This window comes from Limosilactobacillus sp., assembly GCF_022482365.1.
GTDB lineage: Bacteria > Bacillota > Bacilli > Lactobacillales > Lactobacillaceae > Limosilactobacillus.
In genome coordinates, this window is record NZ_JAKVPE010000001.1 from 1,431,112 (window position 1) to 1,457,081 (window position 25,970).

At 51.8% G+C, this 25,970-nt stretch carries 28 protein-coding genes and 1 pseudogene; 10 read left to right on the plus strand and 19 right to left on the minus strand.

Translation table 11 applies throughout. From position 1 onward, the window contains the following. Positions 1 to 4: 4 nt before the first annotated feature. On the minus strand, positions 5 to 571 hold the full coding sequence (locus LKE23_RS06725) for a flavodoxin (RefSeq protein WP_291976583.1): 567 nt from the start codon (positions 569 to 571) through the stop codon (positions 5 to 7). A gap of 17 nt (positions 572 to 588) precedes the next feature. Further along, on the minus strand, positions 589 to 990 hold the full coding sequence (locus LKE23_RS06730; RefSeq protein ID WP_291976584.1) for a cupin domain-containing protein: 402 nt from the start codon (positions 988 to 990) through the stop codon (positions 589 to 591). A gap of 219 nt (positions 991 to 1,209) precedes the next feature. Between LKE23_RS06730 and LKE23_RS06735 the strand changes: the two genes are divergently transcribed. Both LKE23_RS06735 and mazE read left to right on the plus strand, forming a co-directional pair. Continuing rightward, on the plus strand, positions 1,210 to 1,653 hold the full coding sequence (locus tag LKE23_RS06735; protein WP_291976585.1) for a MarR family winged helix-turn-helix transcriptional regulator: 444 nt from the start codon (positions 1,210 to 1,212) through the stop codon (positions 1,651 to 1,653). 85 nt (positions 1,654 to 1,738) lie between these two features. Then, complete coding sequence (gene mazE / locus LKE23_RS06740; protein WP_291976586.1) at positions 1,739 to 1,963, plus strand: type II toxin-antitoxin system PemI/MazE family antitoxin; 225 nt, start codon at positions 1,739 to 1,741, stop codon at positions 1,961 to 1,963. A gap of 83 nt (positions 1,964 to 2,046) precedes the next feature. Here mazE and LKE23_RS06745 read toward each other — a convergent pair whose 3' ends face one another. Then, complete coding sequence (locus LKE23_RS06745; protein WP_291976587.1) at positions 2,047 to 2,649, minus strand: GNAT family N-acetyltransferase; 603 nt, start codon at positions 2,647 to 2,649, stop codon at positions 2,047 to 2,049. Between the two features lie 115 nt (positions 2,650 to 2,764). On the opposite strand from LKE23_RS06745, the gene LKE23_RS06750 reads away from it, so the two are divergent. Then, positions 2,765 to 3,670 (plus strand): LysR family transcriptional regulator, encoded by a 906-nt coding sequence (locus LKE23_RS06750; RefSeq protein WP_291976588.1) that lies wholly within the window; start codon positions 2,765 to 2,767, stop codon positions 3,668 to 3,670. 73 nt (positions 3,671 to 3,743) lie between these two features. Here the strand turns inward: LKE23_RS06750 and dltD are convergent, their stop codons facing one another. Genes dltD through LKE23_RS06775 form a run of 5 tightly spaced genes read right to left on the minus strand, consistent with a single transcriptional unit; the run spans position 3,744 to position 8,187 of the window. Beyond that, a complete protein-coding gene (dltD, locus tag LKE23_RS06755) occupies positions 3,744 to 5,039 on the minus strand; it encodes a D-alanyl-lipoteichoic acid biosynthesis protein DltD (protein ID WP_291976589.1) in 1,296 nt (431 codons plus the stop codon). Then, positions 5,032 to 5,271 carry a D-alanine--poly(phosphoribitol) ligase subunit DltC gene (gene dltC, locus LKE23_RS06760; protein ID WP_291976590.1) on the minus strand — a complete coding sequence of 80 codons (240 nt, stop codon included), beginning with the start codon at positions 5,269 to 5,271 and terminating at the stop codon, positions 5,032 to 5,034. Before dltC ends, dltD begins: the two co-directional genes overlap by 8 nt. Positions 5,272 to 5,289: 18 nt before the next feature. Beyond that, a complete protein-coding gene (gene dltB, locus LKE23_RS06765; RefSeq protein ID WP_291976591.1) occupies positions 5,290 to 6,510 on the minus strand; it encodes a D-alanyl-lipoteichoic acid biosynthesis protein DltB in 1,221 nt (406 codons plus the stop codon). Beyond that, the gene (gene dltA, locus LKE23_RS06770) at positions 6,507 to 8,033 is read right to left on the minus strand and encodes a D-alanine--poly(phosphoribitol) ligase subunit DltA (protein ID WP_291976592.1); all 1,527 of its coding nucleotides are present in this window, start codon (positions 8,031 to 8,033) and stop codon (positions 6,507 to 6,509) included. Before dltA ends, dltB begins: the two co-directional genes overlap by 4 nt. Positions 8,034 to 8,046: 13 nt before the next feature. Further along, entirely contained in the window at positions 8,047 to 8,187 is a 141-nt protein-coding gene (locus tag LKE23_RS06775; RefSeq protein ID WP_291976594.1) for a teichoic acid D-Ala incorporation-associated protein DltX, read from the minus strand. Positions 8,188 to 8,427: 240 nt separating this feature from the next. Here LKE23_RS06775 and LKE23_RS06780 point away from each other — a divergent pair, with 240 nt between their 5' ends. Continuing rightward, positions 8,428 to 9,558 carry an IS30 family transposase gene (locus LKE23_RS06780; RefSeq protein WP_291976173.1) on the plus strand — a complete coding sequence of 377 codons (1,131 nt, stop codon included), beginning with the start codon at positions 8,428 to 8,430 and terminating at the stop codon, positions 9,556 to 9,558. A 166-nt stretch (positions 9,559 to 9,724) separates the two neighbouring features. Here the strand turns inward: LKE23_RS06780 and LKE23_RS06785 are convergent, their stop codons facing one another. Together LKE23_RS06785 and LKE23_RS06790 are read right to left on the minus strand one after the other, a co-directional pair. Then, complete coding sequence (locus LKE23_RS06785) at positions 9,725 to 9,946, minus strand: hypothetical protein (protein WP_291976595.1); 222 nt, start codon at positions 9,944 to 9,946, stop codon at positions 9,725 to 9,727. Positions 9,947 to 9,951: 5 nt separating this feature from the next. Next, positions 9,952 to 10,446 (minus strand): prolyl-tRNA synthetase associated domain-containing protein, encoded by a 495-nt coding sequence (locus LKE23_RS06790; protein ID WP_291976596.1) that lies wholly within the window; start codon positions 10,444 to 10,446, stop codon positions 9,952 to 9,954. A 242-nt stretch (positions 10,447 to 10,688) separates the two neighbouring features. On the opposite strand from LKE23_RS06790, the gene LKE23_RS06795 reads away from it, so the two are divergent. After that, positions 10,689 to 12,395 carry a plasmid pRiA4b ORF-3 family protein gene (locus tag LKE23_RS06795; RefSeq protein WP_291976597.1) on the plus strand — a complete coding sequence of 569 codons (1,707 nt, stop codon included), beginning with the start codon at positions 10,689 to 10,691 and terminating at the stop codon, positions 12,393 to 12,395. A gap of 123 nt (positions 12,396 to 12,518) precedes the next feature. Here the strand turns inward: LKE23_RS06795 and LKE23_RS06800 are convergent, their stop codons facing one another. The 5 genes from LKE23_RS06800 to LKE23_RS06820 all read right to left on the minus strand — a co-directional run bounded on the left by LKE23_RS06800 (position 12,519) and on the right by LKE23_RS06820 (position 16,914). Further along, a complete protein-coding gene (locus LKE23_RS06800; RefSeq protein ID WP_291976173.1) occupies positions 12,519 to 13,649 on the minus strand; it encodes an IS30 family transposase in 1,131 nt (376 codons plus the stop codon). Between the two features lie 111 nt (positions 13,650 to 13,760). After that, on the minus strand, positions 13,761 to 13,913 hold the full coding sequence (locus LKE23_RS06805) for a hypothetical protein (RefSeq protein WP_291976598.1): 153 nt from the start codon (positions 13,911 to 13,913) through the stop codon (positions 13,761 to 13,763). 235 nt (positions 13,914 to 14,148) lie between these two features. Further along, a complete protein-coding gene (locus LKE23_RS06810; RefSeq protein ID WP_291976599.1) occupies positions 14,149 to 15,015 on the minus strand; it encodes an aldo/keto reductase in 867 nt (288 codons plus the stop codon). 12 nt (positions 15,016 to 15,027) lie between these two features. Next, positions 15,028 to 15,921 carry an aldo/keto reductase gene (locus LKE23_RS06815; protein WP_291976600.1) on the minus strand — a complete coding sequence of 298 codons (894 nt, stop codon included), beginning with the start codon at positions 15,919 to 15,921 and terminating at the stop codon, positions 15,028 to 15,030. Between the two features lie 366 nt (positions 15,922 to 16,287). Further along, on the minus strand, positions 16,288 to 16,914 hold the full coding sequence (locus LKE23_RS06820) for a sugar O-acetyltransferase (RefSeq protein WP_291976601.1): 627 nt from the start codon (positions 16,912 to 16,914) through the stop codon (positions 16,288 to 16,290). Between the two features lie 97 nt (positions 16,915 to 17,011). Here LKE23_RS06820 and LKE23_RS06825 point away from each other — a divergent pair, with 97 nt between their 5' ends. The 3 genes and pseudogenes from LKE23_RS06825 (at position 17,012) to LKE23_RS06835 (ending at position 19,361) form a co-directional block, all read left to right on the plus strand. After that, positions 17,012 to 17,857, plus strand: coding sequence for an AraC family transcriptional regulator (locus LKE23_RS06825; protein ID WP_291976602.1), 846 nt, complete (start codon positions 17,012 to 17,014; stop codon positions 17,855 to 17,857). Positions 17,858 to 17,960: 103 nt separating this feature from the next. After that, a pseudogene (locus tag LKE23_RS06830) lies at positions 17,961 to 18,932 on the plus strand (glycoside hydrolase family 32 protein); the annotation flags it as partial. Between the two features lie 60 nt (positions 18,933 to 18,992). Continuing rightward, entirely contained in the window at positions 18,993 to 19,361 is a 369-nt protein-coding gene (locus LKE23_RS06835) for a GH32 C-terminal domain-containing protein (protein ID WP_291978276.1), read from the plus strand. A gap of 61 nt (positions 19,362 to 19,422) precedes the next feature. Here the strand turns inward: LKE23_RS06835 and LKE23_RS06840 are convergent, their stop codons facing one another. Together LKE23_RS06840 and LKE23_RS06845 are read right to left on the minus strand one after the other, a co-directional pair. Beyond that, positions 19,423 to 20,226, minus strand: a complete 804-nt coding sequence (locus LKE23_RS06840) for an Rpn family recombination-promoting nuclease/putative transposase (protein ID WP_291976603.1) — start codon at positions 20,224 to 20,226, stop codon at positions 19,423 to 19,425. Between the two features lie 123 nt (positions 20,227 to 20,349). Beyond that, a complete protein-coding gene (locus LKE23_RS06845) occupies positions 20,350 to 21,771 on the minus strand; it encodes a Na+/H+ antiporter NhaC family protein (RefSeq protein WP_291976604.1) in 1,422 nt (473 codons plus the stop codon). Positions 21,772 to 22,172: 401 nt separating this feature from the next. On the opposite strand from LKE23_RS06845, the gene LKE23_RS06850 reads away from it, so the two are divergent. After that, complete coding sequence (locus LKE23_RS06850) at positions 22,173 to 23,165, plus strand: asparaginase (protein ID WP_291976605.1); 993 nt, start codon at positions 22,173 to 22,175, stop codon at positions 23,163 to 23,165. Positions 23,166 to 23,219: 54 nt separating this feature from the next. On the opposite strand, the gene LKE23_RS06855 is transcribed toward LKE23_RS06850, so the two are convergent. Continuing rightward, entirely contained in the window at positions 23,220 to 23,966 is a 747-nt protein-coding gene (locus LKE23_RS06855) for an alpha/beta hydrolase (protein ID WP_291976606.1), read from the minus strand. Between the two features lie 168 nt (positions 23,967 to 24,134). Here LKE23_RS06855 and LKE23_RS06860 point away from each other — a divergent pair, with 168 nt between their 5' ends. Then, positions 24,135 to 25,106 carry an NAD(P)H-dependent flavin oxidoreductase gene (locus LKE23_RS06860; protein WP_291976607.1) on the plus strand — a complete coding sequence of 324 codons (972 nt, stop codon included), beginning with the start codon at positions 24,135 to 24,137 and terminating at the stop codon, positions 25,104 to 25,106. Here the strand turns inward: LKE23_RS06860 and LKE23_RS06865 are convergent. Next, positions 25,086 to 25,970, minus strand: coding sequence for a LysR family transcriptional regulator (locus tag LKE23_RS06865; RefSeq protein ID WP_291976608.1), 885 nt, complete (start codon positions 25,968 to 25,970; stop codon positions 25,086 to 25,088). The two genes, LKE23_RS06860 and LKE23_RS06865, sit on opposite strands and share 21 nt — an antisense overlap.

Below are 25,970 nucleotides of genomic sequence, written 5' to 3' on the forward strand. Positions count from 1 at the left end.
CCTCCTAATCTTGCTTAAAGTTCACTTGGTGCAACCACTGCTGAATCTCGTCGTGCGGTGCCCCAGTATCATCCACCGGCAGGCCCGGCTTAATCTCGGCTCCCGGCGCCGCCTTCTTGATTAGGCGGACGCTCTTGCCCAGCCGACTCGATGAAAAGGTTGAGAACGGGTAAATATTCTTTCCCCGCAGGTCATACTGACGCAGGAAGGTTTTGACCACCATTGGGGCTGTGTTGTACCAGATCGGGTAGCCAACAAAAATGTTTTGGTACTGATCCATGTTCTTAACCCGCGTCTTAACGGCTGGTGACAAGTGGCCAAAGTACTCCTTACCGGCCCGGGCACTGACCGCCGAATAGCTCTGGGAATAGGGCTTCGCGGGTTCGATCCGGACGAGGTCGCCGCCGACCTGGCGGTGCAATTCTTCGGCAACCTGCTTAGTGGTCCCGCTGTAAGAGAAGTAAACCACCAGTGTCCGGCCCGGCTTAGCGGCCGCGTGAACGGGCCGGGCCAAGCCCCAGCTGGCAAGTACCGTCAGCATGGCTGCAACGATTATTTCAAGCCATCTCATGCTTCGCACCCCCCCCCCTATGGCAGTTGGTCGTAATCCGCATCACTGACCGGGTCACCCCAGGTCGGTTCGCCCTTCGACCAATCTTCGAGCGCCAGGTGGGTAAAGTAGCTGTCCTTGGCGGCGCCGTGCCAGTGCCAGACGCCGGCCGGGATTTTGACCACGTCGCCCGCAATCAGTCGCTGAGCGGGCTTGCCCTGCTCCTGGTACCAGCCTTCGCCGTCGGTCACGAAGAGCACCTGTCCGGCAGCATGGCGATGCCAGTTGTTCCGCACGCCCGGCGCAAAGGTGACCGTGTCGGCAAGCATTGGGTAGTCAAAGCCGAGGATTTCGTGGATCCAGACCGGACCGTTAAAGTGGGGATTCGCGCTGTCCTTTTCGCCAAGGCCAAAGCGCCCCTGGGGAGTCGTCAATTTCATGTTCAAGCCTCATTTCTTTTAGTTGTTGCGACAACTGTTTTGATTGACTATTATCCTACACAAGTATTTGGCGAAAGTCAACGATTTTTTCAGAAAAGTTTTTGCGACAACAAAGTGCCATTAAACGACTGTATTTAGGGATCTTGATGAGAAAATGCGATTGACAAAGACCAACAATTCGCTAAAATAGTTTTATCAACAACTTTCAGGAGGGGAACCATGCGTTATCAACTACCCGCAAGTCTCGGCGAACAAATTTATCTCGTCGGGCAAATGGAAAACAAGTACATTCTGACGAAGCTAAAGGAGCTCCAGCTGACGGCCGACACTGCCACCATCATTAGCTTCGTCAATGACCATCCCGGCACCCGGCAAAAGGAGATTAACCAGGCGCTGAACAAGCAGGCGGCAACCGTCACCAACATGATTAAGCGCCTGGAGAAGCGCAACCTGATGATCCGGCGGGTGGATCCCGAGAATTCGCGCGAAAAGCAGTGCTTCCTGCTCAAGGACGGTTTGGAAATCGTCGACAAGATCGACCAGTCAACCGCCGACGTCAACGCCCTCTTGAAGCCCTGCGTCCTGCCGACCGGGGAAGTCAATATTCAGCAATTTTTCCAAGCCTTGCTGGAGGCACTGCGTGAACTTGGCGTGGCGGAATAGAAGGTATAAGAAAAGAGCGCTAGCACGGGTGCTTTTGCTTATTCTAGTTGCCTATGACAAAATAACTTTATGAGGAGGGGATGACATGGAAACTGTTAAAGTAGAGCTTCAAGGAAACGAGACAGTAGTACCAATTCCAAAATCATTTCAGGTTCAACCGGGAACAGAATTCCGAATTATTAAGGGGAACGATGGCACATTGACACTAATTCCAACGAAACAATCGCCAGCAACCATCGAGAAGCTTTTTAAGGACTGGCACGGGAAATATCAAATGCCCGATGATCTCAAGGAATGGGAAAAACTTTAAAGCTTAAGCCTGAGCAATCAAAAAAGGGCATCTAATTCAGATACCCTTTAACATTGTCCTCTGTTGTCAAATCAACATTCTACTTATTCAATTCCGTACTTCTCCCGGATAACATCCCGGACGTCGTTGAAGTTCTTCACCGGCTGGGCGTCGGCCGGATGGTCACCCAGCAACTTTTCCATCCAGATCATGTCATACCAGCGGCCAAACTTGTAGCCACAGCGGTGGAACTCACCGACCAGCTGGTAGCCGAGGTGCTTGTGGAATTGGGCACTGTTCTTCGTCAGGTACTTGTCGTCATCCGTTGCCGGGTAGCCGATGCAGGCGTTGAGGTTCAAAATTCCCATTTCCTTGACGATCTTCTCCAGTGCCGCGTAGAGCTTGCCGCCAACGCCGGTGTGCCGGCAGTCCGGATCGACGTAGATCGAGGTTTCGACGCTCCAGTCATAGGCTTCACGACCGACAAAGGGCCCCACGTAGGCATAGCCGACCACCTGGCCGAACTGCTCGGCCACAATGTAGGGATACTTGACCAGCGTGTTGGCCATCCGCTGGCGGAAGTCGTCCACCGTCGGCACGTCATATTCAAAAGTAATCACCGTTTTCTCTACGTACGGTGCATAAATTTCTACCAAACGGGGTGCGTCCGTCAGCCGGGCCACCCGAATCGTCACATCTGCCGTCATTTGATTACCCTCTTTATCAATATTTATTTCCAGTGTAGCCCACGGCGCCGCGCCCGTCTATTTGACTTTTCCTATCATCGGCCATAAGATTTGGCTATCGCAAGGAGGAATTGTCATGACATTTCAGCAGTACCGCTACCTGATCGCCATCGCCAAGTACCGGTCGATCTCCCAGGCGGCCAAGGCCCTCTACGTCACCCAGCCCAGCATCAGCAACGCCATCCACCAGCTGGAGCGCGAACTCGGCATCCAAATCCTGATCCGCAGCAACCGCGGCGTCCAGTTCACTCCCGACGGCCAGGACCTGCTCCAATACGCCCGCATGCTGGTCGCCCAGGAGCAAAACATCCGGGCCCACTTCCGTCGTCAGCACCAATCGCCGCGCCACACGCTGACCGTGGCGTCCCAGCACTACAGCTTCGGGGCCGCGGCAATTCAAGAGCTTCTGCAGGCTTACCAAGAGGATGAGTACCAGCTGAGCTTCTGGGAGGAGCGCTCCACCGCGGTTGCCCACCACGTCGCCACCGGGACCGCCGATCTGGGAATCACAACCGTGGCCGATTTGAACCGTGAGCTCCTGGCCCGGCGTTTTGCCGACCAGGCCCTGGTATTCACCCCGCTTATGACCACGACCGCCCAGGTGTTCATCAACCGCAGCCATCCCCTGGCGCAAAAGCAATCAATCACCGCGGCCGACTTGAAAGACTTTCCCTGCCTGACCTACCGCCACGACGACCTCTCACTCAGCCTGCTGGAAGAATTCACCAGCTTTGCTCGCCAGGTCGTCTATGTCCAGGACCGCGGCACGATGGATAATCTGCTCGCCCACACCGCCGGCTACAACCTCGGCACCGGCGTGGTCACTCCTGGCTACGTCGACGCCGGGATCATCGCCCGCCCCTTCCTGCCGCAGCAAATCATTAAAATCGGCTATCTCCAGCGAGCCCACCACGCCGCCAGCGCTGAGGAGCAACGTTTCATTGCCATTTTGAAGGACATTCTTACCAAACTCACCGACTAAAAGGGCCAGTCATTCACTTCATAGTTGAAGTGAATGGTTGGCCCTTTTTTTAATCTAAATAAGCATTCTTAACTTACTTTTGCAATTCTTGCTTCTTAAAGTTCTGCAAATTCTGCTTTGTCGGGTTCAGGTTCGCCCAGCGCTTCGACAAGAACTGGTCATTCATCCGGTAGCTCGGCTGCGGCTGCTTTTGCGAGATGAAGCGGTTTGTCTCGTGGTCAAACTTGACCCAGCCGGCCCAACCGATGTGGATGGTATCCTCCATGAAGGCCGGTTTGTTACCGTCATGGGACAGATCCAAGATATGAGTGAAGCCCTGTTGACGCAGCTGGAACTTGATCTTCGCCACGCTCCGGTAGTACATGTTCATGTTCAACCCCGTGAACTTTTCCCACTTGGCGTTGACCGGTGGAATGACGAAGAGCACATTGGAATTGGTGTTCTTGAACTGATTGAGAACCACTTGAAGATCACCGTATTCCGGCGAGGCCGTGTAGGAGAACTTCCGCTGGGAGCCTGCCATCTTCTTGAGATGGGACTTAACCCGTTTTTCAAAGAAGGCGTTGCGGATGCCAAAGGGGTTATTGCCGGAGTCGCGCTTGCCGACCCGCTCGGCCTGGGCGGTCAATCGGTGATAATCATACTTTTTCGGCAGCTTATTGACGTTTGGCAAGATGTGATTTTGATAGTTCCGGTTGATTTGATAGTCGGAGAAGAGGGCGTCCTCGTGGGCCAGCATCGTGATCCGCATGTTGATCACTGTCCGGTCCCACGAATTCAGCGCCTTGCCAGCCGCGATCTTGCGGGCTCCCTCACCAACCGTGCCGTCGTCGCCGACCAGCTTCAGCAGTCGTCTAGCCACGTAGCGGTCATAGGGCGACTTTGGATTGGCATGCCTAAGCCAGGTCAGATTAGCGTAGGAACCGTTATAGTACTGAAAGGCCGGCTTCATGACTCCCTGCTTGGTAAACCACTGGGGTGAGATAATGTAGACCGCCTTTTGGCCCTGCATCGCATTTTCCATCGAATTGATGTTGAAGAACTGCGGTAACGATTGGGTTCCACGGGAGCCGAAGAGGAACGGCGTGTAGTCGTGGTAACGGGCCGCCATCACTGACGGGTGGTAGCGATCCATTCGCCGAAATTCACTGGAGCCGAAAAAGGGGACGAATTTAGTCCGCTTGTCGGTAAGAGCCTGAGTCTTCAGGGATTGATTCTTAAAGACGGTCGGGCTCAGCGAAACGGCGGCCTGCTTCTCCGTATTCAGCGAATGGTTAGCCTTGATCGGCAGGAAGAAAAGGATCAGGACGAGGACGAAAGCAAGAATTACCGGGCCGAAGATCGACCACAGGCGCTTGCCATTATGCATTTTGCAGCTCCTTTACCCGCTGTTCGATCTTTTCAACCGTGTTCCACTGGCTCCGGTCAAATTCAGAAACCGGCACCTGAATGTCAAAGGCATCCTGGAGTCCCAGCAACAGGGACACCGTGGCCATTGAATCAAGCAGGCCGGATTCAAAAAGATCCTGACTGGCGTCGCTGAAGTCAGCAGCGTCGCGACCGGTTGCGTCAGCTAAAATGTTGATAATTTGTTCTTGCATAATGTTAATCCTCCTAAATTAATGTCTCAGCAGGTAGGTATTTAAGAACCCGCTGAAGATTAAAAATGTAAACATGACAAAGTTAAAGGTAATGAAGATGGCCACGCCCGTCGTCAATTTGTTGTGGGGCAGGTTCTTCAGGTGCTTGCGCTTGTACCGCAGCCACCAGTCATTGATCACCAGGGCAAGCCCGTGGATGAACCCGTACAGGATGTAGTACCAGGTGATCCCGTGCCAGAAGCCCATCAGGACCATGTTCAACATGTAAGCCGTTGCTGACAGGGTGTTGCGGTTTTTAAACCAGTGCTTCTTGGTGGCTAAGAAGACGAAGCGCATGAAGATGTAGTCACGGAACCAGAAGGACAGGCTGATGTGCCAGCGGTTCCAGAATTCCTTGATGTTCTTGGATTTAAAGGGCTGCTTGAAGTTCATTGGCGAGCGAACGCCCATGAAGTACGAGATGGCGACCGCGAAGAGCGAGTAGCCGGCGAAGTCGAAGAACAGGTAGAAGCCGTATGAGTACATGACCCCCAGCATGCTCCACGACAGCATTGACGGCTGCATCATCGCCATTCGTTCAAACATTGGGTAGATCCGTTGACCAAAGTAATAACCGATCACGAACTTGTACAGGAAGCCAAGGAAGAGATAGAAGGTCCCCTTATTGACCAGGGCCAGGTAGTCCTCCCGACTCGGCACCTTGGCGTAATCCTTGGCAAAACGCCGGTAGCGATCGATTGGCCCGGACGTCAGGGTCGGCATGAAGAGCATGAAGCGGATGAACTTCCAGGCCGAGATGTCCTTGACCATCCCGTCCCGGCTCTCGATGATCGTCCCGGTCGCCCGGAAGGTCAGGTAGGAAATTCCGAGAAAGCCGAGCAGGGAGTTGTGACCGACCATCGCCGGCGTCAGCTTGACGACTACCAACGGGGCAATCGAGAGCGCCGTAAAGAGATAGAAAACCCCGGCAGCGTTATTCTGCTGGCGATAGTGATGGTAGTACATCACCAGGCAGGTTTCCCAGATGACGTAGGCAATCAGGGAAATCCCCTGCCGCCAGCTGGCCCCGTCAAACATCAGAAAAATGAAGATAAAACTGATCAGTGCTTCGTACCAGCCGAAGCGCTTCCCGAAGTAGAGGCCGATCCCCAAGGGGAGAATGGCCAGGATCAAGTAGATGAAGTAAACGGGGGTTCCGTAAGCACTGAAGTTCGGTAGACTAGCGATCCAATTCATCATTTATTGGCCTCGCTAATCAGTTGTTTAATAGCGATCTTGCCGTTGGCCGACATTGGGAAGCTGTCGCGGTAGACGAACTGGGTCGGCATCATGTACGGCATGATCAGGCCCTGCAGGCTCTCCCGAATTGCCTTGGTCAGGGCAGCGGGATCGTCCGGCTGACTCTGGGGAATCACGTCGGCGATCAGGTGGGTCACCTTGCCGTCCCGGTTGTACTTCGGCACGGCCACCGCCTGCTTGATCAGGGGACTCTTCTCCAGGCTGGCCCGGACCTCGTCGAGCTCGACCCGGAAGCCATGAAGTTTGATCTGGAAGTCCATCCGACCCTTGTGGTGGAGGAGCCCATCGGCGTCCAGCACCCCGGCATCCCCGGTCCGGTAGGCGCGTTGGCCGTTCAGCGTGAAGAAGGCCTTGGCTGTCTTTTCAGAATTGTTCATGTAGCCCTGGGCCACGCTATCGCCACTGATGATGATCTCGCCCTGCTTCCCTGGCTCGGTGATTTCTTGATCGCCGTTCCAGATTGAGAGCTTAATTCCAGACTTGGCATAGCCGACTGGCAGGCGGTCACAGTGCGCCACCATCTCCGGGGTGATTTCGACGCCGGAGATCGCCACCGTAGCCTCGGTGGGTCCGTAGGTATTGAAGATCTTGGCGTGGGGGAAACGCTGCTGAAGATTGCGGGCGGTCTTGACGGTTAGCTCTTCCCCACAGAAGAGGAAGAACTTCAAGCCACCCATCTGCTTTTCACTAAAGGCGGGGCTGAGCATCAGCATGTCCGCAAAGGATGGGGTTCCGACGAAGATATTTAGGTCGAGCTTCGGTAGAGCCGTAAAGAGCTGACCGAAGTTTTCCACGACGTCATGCGGGATCGCCTTGATCGTGCTGCCGCTCAGCAGGGCCGGCCACCAGTACATGTTTGAAAGATCAAAGGAGTACGGCGGTTGGCCGAGGTAGTTAACCTGGTGCGGCAGCTTGAAGTCCGGGCCAAGCATCCAGTCGATAAAGGCCCGCAGGTTGTCGTGGCTGACCTCGACCCCCTTAGGCGAACCGGTCGTCCCGGACGTAAAGAGCACGTATGCCAGGTCGTCACCGCTGACCGGTGCAGTCACCGTGAATGCTTGTGGCGTAGCGATGATTTTGTCCAGCTGTTCCCGGGTAATTACCGGTGCGGTCACCTTAACTTGATCACTCGGGAAATCATCGACGGCAATCACCATGCCAGGCTGGGCCGTGTCGAGAATCGACTGGAGCCGCGGCAGGGCAGAATCAGTCGCCACCGGAATGTAGGGGTGGTTGGTTTTCAGGGCGGCTAGGAAGCTTTCGATCATTTGAACCTGGTGGTCACCGAAAACCAGGATTGGCTCCTGGGTGGCAAGTCCCTGCTTAGCAAGCCAAGCGGCGAGCGTGTTGGTTGCCGCCTGCAGTGCGCCGTACGTGGTGGTGGTCCCCATCTCGTCATAGGCGACTCGGCTGGCGTTTGCCCGCGCACATTCGTCAAACGATGTCACAATATTTTTGGTCATAGTTTCCTCCAAATCAGAATTCATTATAGATAAATGGTTCTTGGCCAGCGCCATAGTAACCATACATGTAAATCAACAGGAGAATTACGACAAAATAGAACAGCGTCTTGAGCGCGAACCGCCAGTGTGGGTGTTCTTGCAACAATTTTGTCACCGTTTAATCCTCTCCTCTCACAATAAACTATCAGCTCGACTGATGTTCCTACGATACCATCGTCGTTCACAAAAAAATCAAAGTTTACATAAACTTTACTAAAATTTGAACATCTTATGAAAAAGGTAGATTATAGAATGAAGTTAGCCACCCAGTTGGTGGTAAATAAAAAACGCCATTCGGCGTGACATCAGGTATCATATTAAGTGAACCAAACCTATATGAAAGGATGTCCGTCAAATGACGCACTTAAATGATACCATGTCTACTATTTTATTGACTACTCATAAAAAGAATGCTCATCTTACTAAAGAAGAACGTGTGATGATTGCGACTTTAAAGTCGCAAGGACTTTCCAATCGCGCAATTGGTCGCCAATTAGGAGTTAATCATCAAACAATTAATAACGAGCTCAACCGTGGTACGGTCCGCCAACTTCGTCGTCAAAAATCTAATGGTAAGATTTACGAATATTCTTACTACATCTATAGTTATGAAGCTGGTCAGGCCACATATCTTGAACATCACCGCCATTCTGGTCGTCGTCGCTTATATTATTCTTCAAAGCAATTTTTACGATTAGCTGATCAGCTAATGCTTGGTGAGTTTGACGACCACCATTACTCCCCACAAGCGGTTATTTATAAGGCTCGAGATTTAATGAATGATGGCACCCTGATCCCAAAGTCGGTTGTAACTTTATATCAATGGATTAATGAGGGTGTGCTTCGTACGTCCAATTTAGACCTCTTTGAAAAACCTAAACGTAAGCATCATCAAACTCATCCGCAAGCTAAAAGGTGCTTAGGGCCTAATATTGCTCAACGACCTCAAACTGCGGACCAACGGTCCGAAATTGGCCATTGGGAACTGGATACAGTTCAGGGACAGAAAAACGGTAATGACAGTGTTGTACTAGTAATGACTGATCGCCTTTCACGAGTTAATATCACGAGTAAAATTGCTGGTAAAACTGCGCATGCAGTAAATCAGTTCTTTATAAATTTGCGCCAGAAAATGGGCACAGATGCTTACTATCGCATTTTTAAGACAATAACCTCTGACAACGGTTCAGAATTTAGTGAGTTAACACAAGTTCACGATCATGTTTTCTATGCTGATCCGTATTCCCCTTGGGAACGTGGATCCAATGAGATCAATAACCGGTTTCTCCGCAAGGAGATTACCAAAGGTGAAGCTATAAATAACTATAGTAGTGCTCAGATCATAGCGACTAATGATTGGATGAATCACTATCCACGAGCTATGTTTAATGGACATTCGTCAATGGATATCTATCGTAAGGCCTTCTACCAAGAGATATCACAGCTCCATCAACCAATAATCAATTGGTCAGTATTATTTATTTGAGTCCAGTGGCTAACTTATTCTTGAAATTTAGGATCTTATGAAAAACGTTGGAAAATACAACAATTTTGATATAACTGTTGCGGATGATATTAATTGCCAGACGAACCAACTGAAAAAAGACCAGCCGTACGTATTTTCCGCGTACAACTGGTCCTCTGTTTTTATATTATTCATCATCATTTGGATAGTCGACGGCTTCCAAGCCCTCGGTCGGTTTATCCGCATTCAGGATCATCCCGATCAAGGTAAACCAGTGCCGAGCCGTGACGCTAAAGACATCCCCGTTGTATTGGTGGCCGGCCTCAGTCGTCAGGTAGGCCAGAATGGTGAAGTTATTTAATTTGCTATAAAAAAGGCCAGCGCAAGTTTGTCGCTTGCGCTGGTCCATTTATTTTAGAGATCAATGATTTCCGGTTCAAAGTCGATTGCCTTCAAGAACTTCATCAGGTCCGGCGTCTTGATGAAGAGCGTGTGGGTGTTTTCATTCGGGTGGAAGGTCTGGATCGGCTCGTCGACGATGTCCTTATCAATGTAGACCGTCACGTTGTGGTCCTCATTGTTGAGCAGACCGAACGGCGACACCACCCCCGGTTCCAGGCCGAGCTGCTCTTCCAGGGCGGCTGGCTGGGCCATCGAGACCCGCTTGGCCCCGGTCAGGTCCTGGAACTCATGGAAGTCCATCCGCTTCTTGTCGTCCATGATCACCATGTAGTACTTTTTCTTCTTCCCCTTGAGAAACATCGTCTTGGTCCGCACGCCCTCGTGCCCGGCGATGTATTCGTCGGCCTCTTCCGTCGTGTGAGCGGCCGGGTGGTCAACTACGTAATAGTCGTCGATACCCAGCTTCTTCAGTGCGTCCTTGACCTGTTGGTAGGTGCCCTTTGCCATCTTGATCACTCCTTGTTAAAGCGTTTTCTTGCTTATCACCATTATAAGGCGTGCGCGGCAAAATGAACACAGACGGGCAATGCGATTTTTATACGCTTGAATTGGAGAAATTACACTTTGCGGACACGATAAATCTGTAAATTTATCGGGTGTTATTTTCGGTAAAAAGCAATTTTCGCCCCGCGGTCCCGTATAATGTGAGTTAAGAACGCAATTTTGAATTAATGAACGAGGACCAAACGATGACAACTATTTACTATGGCAATGACCTCACCAAAAAATTGGGAAAGAAACAAGCACAAACAGCAAGCACATCAGCTGAACCGCAAGCATTTTCTACCTGGTTCATCGCCCCGCTGACGATTAACCGGAAGCCATACTACCTGCACGTCGAGGCGGTGACTGGTTTCCCAGTCGTCACGAAGGCGCTGACGCCGAAGCAGTTTGCGCGGGTCTTTCATAAGACCATCGACCGGATCGATTATTTGACTGATGATCAAAAATTTCAAATTGAATCCCTGACAACTGAAAAACTTACCTATGATTACGCCCCTACCGCCACAAATCTAATGTTGACGAAGTACCAGCAGCATGCTGCCCAACACCCAGAGGAACTTGAAGAGGCGTTGGCAAAAACTAGGGGGCTGCCCCGCCAAGACAGTCTGTCGCAACTCTCCTTCAAAGTCTTGCAGTCGTTGGGAGTTAAACAAGAAATCTTGCTTTCACGAAAACTAATCAAGTTTGCCAACAGCAAATTTGCGGATAAGCCAGGAAAACCGAAGCCAACCGTTAAGTACGTGACCACTACGCCCCAATTTGATGATCCGCGGAAGTGGGAAAAGTACGAATGGCAGCCGGTTGATCAACACCCGAAAATTGTTCAGCAAATTCAGCACAATAATCTTCAAGCAATCGCCCAATATGTTGACACGCTGCCATCATCCTATCGCTTGCCACTTGAACTGGTAATGGATTTTCTCAATGACTTTCTCAATCGCTACCTCTTCATTGAGTGGATCATCCTCCCGACTACTAGTCTCGCGGAAGCCAATGCCTACTACTACAGCTCGATGACGGCCCAACCAGAGAATTATGAAATGTATACAGAAATGCTGACCGGTTTCTTCCGTTTTCTCAGCAAGACTGGCATTATTCGGAAAAGCGATAGCCAGCGGGTCAATTCTTATATCAAGCATACCAGCAAAAAATTCCTCGGCTATAGCAGTCAACGCGAGCAAATGACGTATACACTCAAACAGCTGTCCTCACTAATCGAAAACAATCCAGATGCTGTTCAGACGGCGATCGAGCAAATGCAAAATGGTGACGAGCCGGACCTAACCAACTTCTTTGACCAACCGGCCCATCCCGCTAAAACATTCTCGGCCCCAAGCAACCAAACCTACGAATTGCGGGCTAAATTAAATGACTTCCATCCTTCAACTTGGCGACGATTCGTCATCAGCGGCGATGCGAGCCTGGCCGACCTCGAGGAGGCAATGATCTTCATATTCCACGGTCAGTTTGAGCATCTCTATGACCTGCGAAATGAGCGCACCAATGAAGTCTTTGAACTGCCCGAAGCAATGGACGAGATGTTCTCCCCATTTGCCAATGCGGATTTTAAGGACGCTACCAAGACCAATGTTTCCTCATTAAAGCTCGACGACCGACTGCTCTTCACCTACGATTTTGGCGACAGCTGGGAGTTTACGGTCCACGTGCGCAAAATCACCAACGAACCCGGTCCCGCAACAGCCCAGGTTCTTTCTGGAAAAGGCTACGGCATCATCGAAGACATCGGTGGCGTCGGTGCCCTCCAAGAATACTATGACGACTACAAGGCTGGGCACGTTGATCCGGATCTGAAGGAATGGATGGGCGAGTCGCTGATCGATCTCAACCAGTTCGATAAAAATGAAATTAACGATCTACTGCGTGGAGAATAATGGTTCCCACGAAAACAGGCACCTTGAGCCTCTTTGGCTCGTGGTGCCTATTTTTTTAGTACCAGCCGTATTTTCCAAATTGCTTTTTCATCCTAAATTTCAAGAATAAGTTAGCCACTGGACTCAAATAAATAATACTGACCAATTGATTATTGGTTGATGGAGCTGTGATATCTCTTGGTAGAAGGCCTTACGATAGATATCCATTGACGAATGTCCATTAAACATAGCTCGTGGATAGTGATTCATCCAATCATTAGTCGCTATGATCTGAGCACTACTATAGTTATTTATAGCTTCACCTTTGGTAATCTCCTTGCGGAGAAACCGGTTATTGATCTCATTGGATCCACGTTCCCAAGGGGAATACGGATCAGCATAGAAAACATGATCGTGAACTTGTGTTAACTCACTAAATTCTGAACCGTTGTCAGAGGTTATTGTCTTAAAAATGCGATAGTAAGCATCTGTGCCCATTTTCTGGCGCAAATTTATAAAGAACTGATTTACTGCATGCGCAGTTTTACCAGCAATTTTACTCGTGATATTAACTCGTGAAAGGCGATCAGTCATTACTAGTACAACACTGTCATTACCGTTTTTCTGTCCCTGAACTGTATCCAGTTCCCAATGGCCAATTTCGGACCGTTGGTCCGCAGTTTGAGGTCGTTGAGCAATATTAGGCCCTAAGCACCTTTTAGCTTGCGGATGAGTTTGATGATGCTTACGTTTAGGTTTTTCAAAGAGGTCTAAATTGGACGTACGAAGCACACCCTCATTAATCCATTGATATAAAGTTACAACCGACTTTGGGATCAGGGTGCCATCATTCATTAAATCTCGAGCCTTATAAATAACCGCTTGTGGGGAGTAATGGTGGTCGTCAAACTCACCAAGCATTAGCTGATCAGCTAATCGTAAAAATTGCTTTGAAGAATAATATAAGCGACGACGACCAGAATGGCGGTGATGTTCAAGATATGTGGCCTGACCAGCTTCATAACTATAGATGTAGTAAGAATATTCGTAAATCTTACCATTAGATTTTTGACGACGAAGTTGGCGGACCGTACCACGGTTGAGCTCGTTATTAATTGTTTGATGATTAACTCCTAATTGGCGACCAATTGCGCGATTGGAAAGTCCTTGCGACTTTAAAGTCGCAATCATCACACGTTCTTCTTTAGTAAGATGAGCATTCTTTTTATGAGTAGTCAATAAAATAGTAGACATGGTATCATTTAAGTGCGTCATTTGACGGACATCCTTTCATATAGGTTTGGTTCACTTAATATGATACCTGATGTCACGCCGAATGGCGTTTTTTATTTACCACCAACTGGGTGGCTAACTTCATTCTATAATCTACCATTGCTTTTTCATTCGGGTTTCATCAAGAAGCTTACCAGTAAAACTTTCTTCAATCAGGCGCCGATCATGGGCCCGTTGCTCCGCTGCTGTTAAAGTACGTTTCTTTGGTAGTTTCTCCATGCCACCATCCCCTTTTCCTTTAATCATATCATACCAACCCAAAAGGCCCGAGCATTTGCCCAGGCCTCAACCCATCAATCTTTAATTTTCCGCAATCGCTCATCCCTGCTTAATCCGTTCCGGATGCGGAATCTTCTTAATCACGCGCGCCGGCGACAGCTTTGCGCGGTCCGTCCGCATATTAACGACGGTATACTTGCTCATTTTGTTTTCCCCTTTCTAGCAAAAAACACCGGGCCGCTGCCCAGTGTTAACTACCAATTTAGTCGTTGGCGTGAATGTCAAAAGCATTCAGCAGCATGTCTCCAACACCCGGCGTGTCCGGATCGTGCTGGCCCTTGCCGTGGTCGAGGTTGCGGATGGCGTCCATCTCGTCGGAGGTCAGCTCGAAGTCAAAGATCTCAGCGTTTGACTTAATCCGTGATTCGTGAACGGACTTCGGGAAGACGATGACCCCTTCCTGATGCTCGAAGCGCAGGATGACTTGACCGACGTCCTTGCCGTACTTCTTGGCAATTGCGTTCAGGATTGGCTCGGCAAAGAGGTCCTTGTTGCCTTCGCCCAGCGGTGCCCAGGCCTCCAGGGCCACGTGCGCGTCAGCCAAGACCTGGCGCAGTTCCTTTTGCTGGAAGTAAGGGTTAAATTCAACCTGGTTGACCGCTGGCATCACATCAAAGCTCGGCACGAACTTCTTCCAGAGTTTTGGCGTCATGTTGGAAACCCCGATTGAGCGGATCTTGCCGGCCTTTTGTGCTTCCTCCAGGGCCCGCCAAGCCTCGTCGACCTTGCCGTATGGCTGGTGCAGCAAATAGAGGTCCATGTAGTCCAGACCCAGCTTTTCCAGGGAGGTGTCGATGGCCTTCTTGGCGTCCGCATAGGCGTAGTCCTGCAGCCAGAGCTTGGAGGTTACCCAGATCTGGTCGCGCGGAATCCCGCTGTCCTTGATTGCCTTGCCGACTTCCTGCTCGTTGAAGTAGGCCGCGGCCGTATCGATGTGGCGGTAGCCCAGCTTCAGCGCGTTGGCCACCGCGTCGTAGGTTGAGCCGTCCGCCGGGATCTGGAAGGTACCGAAGCCAAAGGACGGGATTTCATTGCCATCATTGAGTTTAAAAGTTGGAATAGTTGTCATCGTACATTCCTCCTAGAGATTATTCTGTTCGTCGGCTTGCACCTGCTTCAGGCTGGAGCCAAAGATCTGTTCGATTGTGACCGGATCGTGGTGATCGAAGAACTGACTGACATTCTTGTCTAGGCCGGCCATCGTCTTCATGTCATCGTCGGAGAGTTCAAAGTCAAAGACATCGATGTTTTCGGCCATCCGGTTCTGGTGAACGGACTTCGGAATCACCGTGATGCCGCGCTGCAGCAGCCAGCGCAGGATGACCTGGCCGTTGGACTTGCCGTACTTGTCGGCAATGGCAGCGACCGTTTCGTTCGTGAAGATACCGTCCTTGCCTTCCGCAAACGGTGCCCAGGCTTCCGGCCGAATGCCCTCGCCCTGCATGAACTTCACTTCGTTTTCACGCTGGAACCACGGGTTGAGCTCGATCTGGTTGACTGCGGGCTTAACCGGTTCGGTCAGTTCCAGGTCCTTCAGTTGGTCCGGCCAGAAGTTGGAAACCCCGATGGCACGGATCTTGCCGGCCTTCTGCGCTTCCTCCAGGGCCCGCCAAGCACCCATCGTATCACCGTATGGCTGGTGCAGCAGGTAGAGATCCATGTAGTCTAAGCCCAGCTTTTGCAGGGAAGTGTCAATCCCCTTCTTGGCACGCTCGTAGTTGAAGTCGGACACCCAAAGCTTAGAGGTCACGAAGACATCCTCCCGCTTGACGGAACTCTTGGCGATCGCCGCTCCAACTGCCTCCTCGTTTTGGTATGCGGCGGCGGTATCGATCAGGCGGTAGCCAGTGTTTAAGGCATCGGTGACGGCCTGTTCGGCTTGGGTCAGGTCCGGCACCTGGAAGACCCCGAAGCCCAGGGTTGGCATTTCCACCCCGTTGTTGAGTTTAACTGTTGGTACGTTTACGTCTGACATAGCACTTGCTCCCTTCTGTTCTTTTATTCATTTGCTGACTCTATGGTAACGTCCGACCCGCGGTTTGAAAATTACTAGATGAGCATGCTAGTATACGTTGGATGTATGCTAGCTCACTTCCCCCTTACCGCAAACAAAAAGCCTTCAGCAAGGGTCAAGGCTGAAGGCTTTTTGCAGTTATATCAATTTGCAGCTATCTCAATATTTATGAGGAGCTAGTCATTAGGTAAACTATCCGCTAGTAAACGCATGAATAAGTTGAGAGATGCATTGTCGTTACTTGCTGAGTTTACCATCATATACGGAAAGCAAGATAATAATCAGGATAACAACCAGTAGTGCCAAAATATACTTCATGAGCTCTCACTACTTTCTATTTTGGATGGCTTCCCAAGCCTCATCATCGAATTTTCTGTTCTTAAAGTAATAGGGCTTATCCGCTTCCGTTATTTTTCGCAAGACATGGCACGGATTACCTACGGCGACCACATTGTCAGGAATATCCTTAGTGACCACGCTTCCTGCACCAATTACCACGTTATTGCCAATGGTAACGCCCGGACAGACAGTAACATTCCCGCCTAGCCAAACGTTATTACCGATGGTGATCGGCATTCCATATTCATATCCAGAATTACGACTTACCGGATGAACCGGGTGACCAGCCGTTAAAATATTTACGCGCGGGCCGAACAAGACATGGTCACCAATTACAACTTCACCAACATCAGAGATGATGCAGCCAGTATTAGCGTAAAAATAATCGCCGACTTTGATATGATTCCCATACTCACAGTAAAAAGGCGGTTCCAGGTATATTTCCGTGCCATGCCTTATTCCAGACTCAGCAATCAGTTCTCGCCCCCTTTCAAGGTCAAATGGCATTACTTCGTTGTACTCCCGAAATGCTTTCTTCGCCCTTAGCTGCTCTTGCAAGACTTCCTTAGTAGCAATATAGGGCAGCTCATTATCGCGCCGATATGAATTATCCATTTTAACAGCTCCCTTGAATCAGTTGATATCATAATTATATTTGCTGATAATCGTTAAAACTATTAAAATAATATCTAAAAATATAAGGAAATTGTTTATGGACTTTCATGAATTGGAAAATGTCGATTATAGTTTTAGCGACTATCCCGTTTTAATTGAATATACCAATTTATCGTCTTACCCAGATTTTCGCGCGATCAACCATTGGCATGATGATTTTGAGTTCACATATATTTTTGCCGGTCAAATGGACTACAACGTTAACGGAACCATCATTACCCTGTCCAAGGGAAATGGGATCTTTGTAAATTCCAAGCAAATGCATTTCGGCTTTAATTCAAACCATCAAGATTGCTTGTTTCTATGCGTTGTTTTTAAGCCAACCTTGCTGTGTATCAATTCAGCCTTTGAGGAAGAATACGTTAAACCAATTATCAATAATGGGGTGCCATTCCTAAAGTTAAGTCAACAAAATCCACTGCAAAAGAAGATTCTGTTGTCTTTGCTAACACTGAAGGATTCCGCACAATCAAAGCTGGCAATTCAGGCGAGGCTGTTTGCCATCTGGAACGACTTATACCAGCTCCTGCCCAAATCCTCTCAAAACGTTTTGGAAAAAAGCGCTGACTTTTCACTGTTAAAGCGGGTTCTCGTTTTTATTGAGAGCAATTATCAAAATAGATTAACCTTGGCCGATCTAGTGAAAGAATTCAGCATCAGTAAAAGCAAGATTATTAAATTATTCAACCGGTACCTTCAGCAAACGCCAATCGAATACCTCAATAGCTTTAGGATCAAAAAGGCTTGCCAACTACTGACTTCGACTGAGCTACCCATTACCGAAATCAGTTTTAAGGTCGGCTTTAATGACAGCAGTTATTTTGCAAAGACCTTCAAGCAAAAGATGCGGGAGACAGCACGTGAATATCGCAAAGGCCATTGAATCCTAGCAAAATTCATGGCCCTTCATTTGATAAGCGTTTGACATTAGGGTGGCTGAATGTGTATCATTGACGTGAAAGCGATTTCAGAAAGGCGGTTAAACCATGCAAAAACTCGATCCAAGCAAATTTGTCCACGTTACCAACCAGCGTTATCGCCAGCACTACCACATCACGACCCCCGGTGGCTGGCTGAACGACCCGAACGGTCTCTGCTACTTCAAGGGCTATTATCACGTCTTCTACCAGTTCCACCCTTATTCCTCCGAGTGGGGACCGATGCACTGGGGCCACGTCCGCAGCCGCGACCTCGTCCACTGGGAGCAGCTGCCGATTGCCCTGGTCCCCGGCGATCCCGAGGACAGCGGCGGCTGCTTCTCCGGCTCAGCGATCATCAAAAACGGGCGGCTCTACCTGCTCTACACCGGCCACCACTATTACGGCGACGGTGACCTCGACCACTTCTGGGAAAATCAGAACCTGGCCTACAGCGACGACGGCGTTCATTTCACCAAGTACGAGCACAACCCGATCATCGAAGCGCCAGCCGACAACACCCAGCACTTCCGCGATCCGAAAGTCTGGGAGCACAACGGCAGCTACTACCTGGTGCTTGGCAGCCAGCATAAGGGCGATGAGCTCGGCCGGATCCTCCTCTACAAATCGACCGATCTATTCCACTGGGAATCCTGCGGCCCGATCATCTAGTCCCAGGGCAAGGACACCGAGGGCTGGATGTGGGAATGCCCCGACCTCTTCTCCGTCGACGGGCAGGACGTCCTGGTTTACTCGCCGATGGGCATTAAGCCCCAGGGCAAGCGATTCTTGAACACCTCGCAGGTCTGTTACCGGATCGGCAAACTTGACTACCAGACCCAGCGCTTCACCGGGAGCCAGCCGGCGGAACTCGATCACGGGCACAACTTCTACGCCACCCAGAGCTTCACGACCCCGGATGGCCGCCAGCTTCAGTTTGGCTGGATGAGCCCCTTTGACGAAACGCCGCAGGAGCACACGGATGGGTGGGCCTGCTCCCTGACCCTGCCGCGGGAAATTTCGGTAGTTGACGGCGTCCTCCACGCCCAGCCGGCCCGCGAACTGGCCGCCCTGCGCCACCAAACCAACATCGATAATGAGATGCGGGTGGCGGGTCAGCAAGTTCTGCCGGTCAGCGACCCACAGCACGCGGAATTAGCGCTCAAGTTTGCAGAGACGCCCCACGACTTCTCCTGGATCCTGAGCGACCAGGATGGTGCCCTGGTCAGCCTCGCCTACGAGCAGGGCCAGCTCACCCTGACCCGCCGTGGCAATGATCCGCACCGCTACGCCACGGTCACAGAACTCGACGACATTCGGATTTTCGTCGACACTAGCTCGGTGGAAATCTTCGTTAACGCCGGCACAACCACCTTCACCGAGCGCTACTACGCTAAGGGCCAAGTTGAACTTGCCCTGGCCGCCGAAAGGGAATGCCAGCTCCATGTTCAAGCTTTTCAACTTAAGTAAACAACATTAAAAGCCCCGGGCGACGCGATTCCTTGCGTTGCCCGGGGCTTGTTATTCACCCTTATTTGAATAGTTCTTGCATCTGTTGATCGGTTAGGTCAAATTGCTGTTGAACCTTAGATTTTAACTGATCTTCCGGCAGGCCTGCTTCACGCAGTAAGGAAATGGCGCCACGAATTGCCTCCATTTTTCCGGTAGCAATGCCTTCTTCACGGACGTCTTCATCATGGAACATCATGTGGGTTTTATTATCCATGTAATCATTCCTCCATTCCGTGTTTTTGCTTAGATTCTGGATGTAATCCTTCAATTCATCGACGTACTCGTCATTTACTACATCCTTATTATCCACGTAATCAAGGAAGTTGCGCAAGTCTTTACTGACATCATCTTTGGTGCCCTTAGTGTTCAGAAAAATTGCTGTGCGACCGTCGCCCAATTCCAGTGACTTCTCCTGCTTACAGTAACTTAAAAAGTCATACCGATGCAGTCCCAGGCCAAAGGGATCGAAGGGACAGATAAAGATCACAAAGGACCTGTTCAGCGTTGCGTACTTCTGACCGTGCTTTAACATCTCACTGTCGATCCGGCCCTGATAATAGCGCACCCGCTGCGGCAGGCCGCGCGTGTGGCGGATCTGCATGTCGATCTCGTAGACGACGCCGTCCTGGTCCTTGGTGTAAACGTCGAAGCGGACACCGTGGCTGAATTGAGTTTCTTGAATCGTCTTTTGGACCGTCGGAAACTCAATTCGCTCAATCTTCAGTTCCGGCAGGATCAGCTGAATCAACTGCTGACAGAGCTTTTTGTTGCTCATCACGCTGCCGAAGACAAAGTCGTCCTGAATGCTAATTTCGTTGTTCATTTCATTCACCTCGTATTTATTGCTCTAATTAATAAATACGTAAAAAATCGCCAAATGTATTAAAAAAATCCGCACTATTTTTGTAGCGCGGATTTATTCATTAATTGGGAACGAATCAATTAACTAGGCCGCAGCGGCTTCAGTGTGCGCTGCTGGCTTTTCGGTTGGCTTCAGAAAGGCCCCGGTGATGATGGCGAGGATCGTTACCAGGAACGGGAAGAAGGCCCACGGGATAAACTTGAGCGGGTCAATCTGCAGGGCACCAGCGATGAAGACCCCGGAAACCGACCACGGGATGATCGCGTTGACGGCCGCCCCGGCATCGTTTAGGATCCGGGTGAGGTACTTGCGCTTCAAGCCCAGCTGGTCAAAGGACTTCAGGAAGGACTGACCCGGCAGGATGATGGCGAGGTAGTGTTCCCCGACTAGAACGTTGACCCCGATGCAGGTCACGGCAACGGCGGTGGTCAGCCGGCCCGGCGTCATGATTGACTTGGACAGGTGGTCGATGATCGCACCGATGATGTTGAACTTGATCAAAAGTCCCCCAAGTGCCAGGGCGAAAATGATCAGGGCTAAGGACGTCAGCATGCTGGCGATCCCACCCTTGGACAGCAAGGTGTCGATGGTCTTGTCACCGGTGTGGGAAACGTAGCCCATCATGATTGTCTTGGTAATCGTGCTGATACTGGTGGCTGGCGCGTGGATCCAACCGAGGGCGGCGGCAAAGAGTGAACCAAGGCCCAGCGATGGAATGGCCGGGACCTGCAGGATCGCCAGGACGATCAGCAGAACCACCGGCAGCATCGCCCAGCCGGAGATCCAAAAACCGTTGGCCAAGCCGTGCATCATTTGGTGAACGGCGGTTAAGCTGACCTTCTTAGAGTTCAGGCCCAGCATGGTGTAGAGCACTACGCAGATTGCCCAGGCCGGAATATCGGTAATCATCAGCGCCTTAATGTGTTCGTAGATGCTGATCTTACCGACGCTGGCGGCCAGGTTGGTGGTCCCGGACAGCGGTGAAATGTTGGAACCACAGAAGGCCCCGGAAACAATCACCCCGGCGGTCAGACCAGGGTTGATCTTCAGCGTCGCCCCGATCCCGATGAAGGCAATCCCCATCGTGGAAACGGTGGTAAAGGAGCTCCCGCAGGCGACCCCAACCAGGGTACAAACGATGAAGACCGTCGGCAGGAAGAACTTGACCGAGATGATCTTGAAGCCGAAGTACATGATCGTCGGAATCGTCCCGGAGAAGATCCAGGTGGCAATCAGGACCCCGATCGACAGGAAGATCACCAGGGGGTCAACCCCGGCCCGCAGTCCGCTGCGCATCCCATCCATGACCGTGTCCCAAGAAAAGCCCCGCAGCCGGCCGTAGATGGCCAGGAAGGTGAAGGCGATGAATAACGGTGCTTGCGGTTCCTGCTTGCGAACGATAATCAGGTAGCCCAGGATACACAGAATGACTACCAGGACGGCGAGACTCTCGCCAAAGCTAAAGACCGGTTCGGGCCGGTTTGCTGATTTCTTAAATAGACTCATTATTAATCATTTCCCCTTAGTTTAACCAAAAAAACACCAACCAGACTGACGAGCCGCTCGGCAATCTAGTTGGTGACCTTTTGCAAAATAGTAATTAAGGAGACCATCCCTGCTAGATTGGACTCACCTAGCAGGGATGCATTAAACACAACGCTGCTTCGGTGCGAGCGCTCCTGCCCGCGCCGAAACGGCACAGACATTACGCTGAATAAGCATCGTTGTTATAATACTTCGCCGTGTTTAATGACTTCATTGTGATTCGTTCCCTTCGTGATTTGTTGCCATTATTAAAACATTCTCATTTTAATTTGTCAACCTCTCATAGCACTTTAATCTGAAATTGCTTGTTTTTGTCGGGACCAGCCACTAAAATTTGAGACAAAAACGGGAGCGTTCAGATCATGGCACAGAAAAAACTATTATTACTATCCACCGGTGGCACCATCGCCTCGGTCGTCTCTGACGAGGGTCTGGTCCCCGGCGAAACCGGTGAGCAGTTGCTGCAAATGCTGGGGAGCGTCCCTTACGACGTCACCGTCAAGGACATTCTCCAGCTGGACTCGTCCAACATCCAGCCCGAGGAATGGAAGACGATCGCGGAGGCCATCTACCGCTACCGCAACGACTTCGACGGAATCGTCGTCTCCCACGGCACCGACACGATGGCCTATACGGCGTCGATGATGACCTTCATGCTCCAAAATATCAACGTCCCGGTGGTCTTCACCGGAAGTCAGGTCCCGATCAACGTCATCTTAAGCGACGCTCCCGACAACCTCCAGCTGGCCTTCGCTGCGGCCGCCCAGCTGCCACCGGACATCTACCTGGCCTTTAACCGCAAGATCATGCGCGGCTGCCGGAGCGTCAAGGTACGGACGACCGCCTTCAACGCCTTCGAGAGCGTCAACGTGCCGCCAGTGGCCGCCGTGACCTCCGACGGCTTTACCATCATGAACCGCCGGCCGCACCACCAGCAGGATTGCGTCCTCAACACCCGGATCGACACCAACGTTTTCCTGGTCAAACTCTTCCCTGGCTTTGATCCCCGCTTCCTGCAAGCGATGGCTAAACACGACTGCCACGGGATCGTGATCGAGGCGTACGGGCTCGGCGGGATGACCTACATTCGCCGCAACATCGCCGCTGCGGTCGGCCAGCTGATCCGCCGCGAGATCCCGGTCGTGGCGACCAGCCAGTGCCTGTACGAGCGCAGCGACCTGACCAAGTATGAGGTCGGCCGCCAGGCGCTGGTCGAAGGGGCAATCAGCGCCCACGACATGACCTCCGAGAGCGCCATCACCAAGCTGATGTGGGGCCTCGGCCAGGGGATGGACGTCGCGGCGATCACGAAATTCTTCGAGACCGACGTGGCCGGCGAAGTGACTTTGAATTAGCAATAAAAAAAAGAATGAGATTTCATCCCCGCCCAAGGCATGAAATCTCATTCTTTATTTTTGCAAAAATTCGCTCACGGTCTGCAGCGTCTCTGCCAGCTTTGGCCCCTCCAAGAGGTGATCCTCGCCTTCCAGGAGGTGCAGCTCGGTGTTTGGAATAATCACGTTGTACTTACGGGCGGCCTCCGGTGATACCACCTGGTCGTCTAGGCCATGAATGATCAGCGTCGGATTGCCGAAGTGCTGGGCCGTTTCGTAAATCGGCAGCAGCTGGGCGGTCCGAAAATACTGGCCGCTGACCTCCTGGCCGTTCACCTCGACCGCCAGCGGAATGTGGTTCGGGTCGTAGGTGCTGCCCTGGCAACGGCCGTAGAGGGCGTCGTCCTTGAGCGTTGCTGCCGGGGCCAGCAGCACCAGCTTGTCGATCAGGTCGCGGTAGTAGCCCGCCAGCATCGAGGCCACGACCCCGCCCTGGGAGTGACCGACCAGGTAGATCTGCCGGGCCCCAATCTTGGTCCGGGCAAAATCGATGATGGCCATCCCGTCCAGGATTTCACCCAGCACCGTCATCTGGGCAAAGTCGCCGTCGCTCTCGCCGCAGCCGGCAAAGTCAAAGCGCAGCGTCGGGATCCCCGCCTGGTTCAGCTTGGCGGACAGGTCGTACAATAGCTTGCCGGCTTGGTAGCCGCGGTTCCCCTGAAAGCCGTGCATCAGGATCGCTACCCGATCGTTCTCCAGCTTGTCGGTGCCCTCCAGCACGCCCCGGAGCGTCAGTCCAGCACGTTGAATCGTTATCTCCATTCTAATCCATCCTTTCTGCTTATCACCGTTGCCTTCATTTTACCGTGTCCGGCCCGGGCAAGCTAGCGGGCATTAACCTGACGTTAAGTCCCCTTAGCCAACCCTCAATTTTTCTCCTACCCCTTTCCTGCTAAGCTGTTAATAAGAACAACGAAGGAGGAAATCACCATGACCAAGAATCGTGTAACGGAAATTTTAGGAAGCGAAAAGCCAATCATCCAGGCACCAATGGACTGGATCACTGACGCCAAGCTGGTTGCCGCCGTCAATGCGGCCGGGGGCTTTGGCTTCTTGGCGCCCAACGCTGGGCAGACTACCAATGCCAAGTCACCGGCCGAGGCCGTTTCCCGGATGAAAAACGAGATTGAGCAGACAAAGGCCCTGACCGACCGGCCGTTTGGGCTGTGCGTCCTGCCCGGCGATCCCCAAACGGACCAGTTTACCGCGCCGATGGTGGATCTGGCCATCGAGGAAGGCGTCAAGGCCATTGCCTACGTCGGCGACCGCCTGATCCCCGAACTCTTCGCCAAAATCAAGGACAACGGTCTGATCTTGATCTACCGGGCCCTGAATAATCCGTCCGTCGAGCAGTTCAAGACGGCCGCCGCAATGGGTGCGGACATGGTCGTCGTCACCGGTTTCGACCACGGTGGCGACCTGCCGTACAAGTCTATCAGTACCCTGGAACTGATCCCGCAGGTCGTTGATGCCGTTGACATCCCCGTCCTGGCCGATGGCGGCATCGCGGACCGGCGCACCGTCAACGCGGTCTTTGCCCTGGGCGCCGAGGGTGTTTACTGCGGGACGGTCTTCATTGCCAGCGACGAATGCCCGGCCAACAAGACCATCAAGAACTTCATCGTCAGCAACAATGCCGACAGCCTAGTCCTCTTCCGTGGAGCCCCGTCACCATACTACCGGTCCATTCCAACGACCCTTGCACTCAAGCTCCAGCAGATGAGCCGCCAGGGCGCCGCTAACGAGGAGATCGGCAAGCTGATGCGGGGCGCCGTCCGCAATGCCCTCGTGGACGGTGACATGGAAAACGGTCTTGCCACCCTGGGCAACGGGATCAGCAACATCCACGCGATCCGGCCCGTTAAGGAAATCATTGACGACCTAACCCACGATGTCGCCTAGCTGTTTCATCGACTTCAGGATCTCCTGCATGTCTGCCCCCTGCCGGTAGAGCCAACCGACCGCAAAGCAGTTATCGACCCAGGGGGCCAAATCCAGCGTTGGCAAGTCGCTCAGGCCCGCAAAAACGGAATTTTGGGCGTGCCATTCCAGCGCCATCGTCACGGCATTCTCGTTTTGAACCAAACTAAAAATCGTCGAAGGATCACTCGTCTTGAGCATCAGATGGAGTGGTCCTGTTTTCTTTTCCAGTGAACGGAAAAGGTCGGTTTCTAACGAGTCGTTAAAAAGGACGAATGATTGCCGAGCGATATCCTCCTTACCCGGCTTTTCGAGCGTGTTCAGCTGGTTACCTGGACTAAAGATTAGTTTGGAACGGGTCGTCCCCAACGATTGAAATTTCAGTCCGCTCAGCTGATCCTGATGCGCCCGGTCGATGATGATCAGCCCCAGGTCCAATTCCCCCGCACGGAGGTCGGCGACAATCTGCTTAGTCGGCATGATCGCAATCGTTAGGCGGTATTTCTCCTCTAACTTGGCCATCTGTTCCATCAGCTGCTTGGTCATCGTATTGGCAACGCCGAGCCGCAAGCGCCGGCGGTTTGACTTCACCAGTTCCTCAGTCTGCCGATCCAGCTCCAGCATGGCGGAGTAGGCTGTGCGCGCCGCTGGCAGCAGCTGCCGACCGGCGTAAGACAACGACGTCCCCATCCGGCTCCGGTTAAACAGTGTCAAGCCCATTTCTCGTTCCATTTGTGAAATGGCCTTGCTTAACCCCGGAACGCTGATGTGCAGCTTTTTGGCGGCCGCAGCGATGCTGGGTGAATCTGCCAGCGTCAGAAAATACGATAGTTGTTCATAGGTCAC

Bases quoted from the DNA above. Each gene is read 5' to 3' on its own strand.
- LKE23_RS06725 (WP_291976583.1), bottom strand. From the start codon at position 571: ATGAGATGGCTTGAAATAATCGTTGCAGCCATGCTGACGGTACTTGCC.
- LKE23_RS06835 (WP_291978276.1), top strand. From the start codon at position 18,993: ATGCGGGTGGCGGGTCAGCAAGTTCTGCCGGTCAGCGACCCACAGCAC.
- LKE23_RS06745 (WP_291976587.1), bottom strand. From the start codon at position 2,649: ATGACGGCAGATGTGACGATTCGGGTGGCCCGGCTGACGGACGCACCC.
- LKE23_RS06785 (WP_291976595.1), bottom strand. From the start codon at position 9,946: ATGGACCAGCGCAAGCGACAAACTTGCGCTGGCCTTTTTTATAGCAAA.
- LKE23_RS06860 (WP_291976607.1), top strand. From the start codon at position 24,135: ATGACCAAGAATCGTGTAACGGAAATTTTAGGAAGCGAAAAGCCAATC.
- LKE23_RS06815 (WP_291976600.1), bottom strand. From the start codon at position 15,921: ATGTCAGACGTAAACGTACCAACAGTTAAACTCAACAACGGGGTGGAA.
- LKE23_RS06735 (WP_291976585.1), top strand. From the start codon at position 1,210: ATGCGTTATCAACTACCCGCAAGTCTCGGCGAACAAATTTATCTCGTC.
- LKE23_RS06730 (WP_291976584.1), bottom strand. From the start codon at position 990: ATGAAATTGACGACTCCCCAGGGGCGCTTTGGCCTTGGCGAAAAGGAC.
- dltA (WP_291976592.1), bottom strand. From the start codon at position 8,033: ATGACCAAAAATATTGTGACATCGTTTGACGAATGTGCGCGGGCAAAC.
- dltB (WP_291976591.1), bottom strand. From the start codon at position 6,510: ATGATGAATTGGATCGCTAGTCTACCGAACTTCAGTGCTTACGGAACC.
- LKE23_RS06850 (WP_291976605.1), top strand. From the start codon at position 22,173: ATGGCACAGAAAAAACTATTATTACTATCCACCGGTGGCACCATCGCC.
- LKE23_RS06840 (WP_291976603.1), bottom strand. From the start codon at position 20,226: ATGAACAACGAAATTAGCATTCAGGACGACTTTGTCTTCGGCAGCGTG.
- LKE23_RS06790 (WP_291976596.1), bottom strand. From the start codon at position 10,446: ATGGCAAAGGGCACCTACCAACAGGTCAAGGACGCACTGAAGAAGCTG.
- LKE23_RS06845 (WP_291976604.1), bottom strand. From the start codon at position 21,771: ATGAGTCTATTTAAGAAATCAGCAAACCGGCCCGAACCGGTCTTTAGC.
- LKE23_RS06805 (WP_291976598.1), bottom strand. From the start codon at position 13,913: ATGATTAAAGGAAAAGGGGATGGTGGCATGGAGAAACTACCAAAGAAA.
- LKE23_RS06825 (WP_291976602.1), top strand. From the start codon at position 17,012: ATGGACTTTCATGAATTGGAAAATGTCGATTATAGTTTTAGCGACTAT.
- LKE23_RS06820 (WP_291976601.1), bottom strand. From the start codon at position 16,914: ATGGATAATTCATATCGGCGCGATAATGAGCTGCCCTATATTGCTACT.
- dltC (WP_291976590.1), bottom strand. From the start codon at position 5,271: ATGCAAGAACAAATTATCAACATTTTAGCTGACGCAACCGGTCGCGAC.
- LKE23_RS06780 (WP_291976173.1), top strand. From the start codon at position 8,428: ATGACGCACTTAAATGATACCATGTCTACTATTTTATTGACTACTCAT.
- mazE (WP_291976586.1), top strand. From the start codon at position 1,739: ATGGAAACTGTTAAAGTAGAGCTTCAAGGAAACGAGACAGTAGTACCA.
- LKE23_RS06810 (WP_291976599.1), bottom strand. From the start codon at position 15,015: ATGACAACTATTCCAACTTTTAAACTCAATGATGGCAATGAAATCCCG.
- LKE23_RS06795 (WP_291976597.1), top strand. From the start codon at position 10,689: ATGACAACTATTTACTATGGCAATGACCTCACCAAAAAATTGGGAAAG.
- LKE23_RS06750 (WP_291976588.1), top strand. From the start codon at position 2,765: ATGACATTTCAGCAGTACCGCTACCTGATCGCCATCGCCAAGTACCGG.
- dltD (WP_291976589.1), bottom strand. From the start codon at position 5,039: ATGCATAATGGCAAGCGCCTGTGGTCGATCTTCGGCCCGGTAATTCTT.
- LKE23_RS06855 (WP_291976606.1), bottom strand. From the start codon at position 23,966: ATGGAGATAACGATTCAACGTGCTGGACTGACGCTCCGGGGCGTGCTG.
- LKE23_RS06800 (WP_291976173.1), bottom strand. From the start codon at position 13,649: ATGACGCACTTAAATGATACCATGTCTACTATTTTATTGACTACTCAT.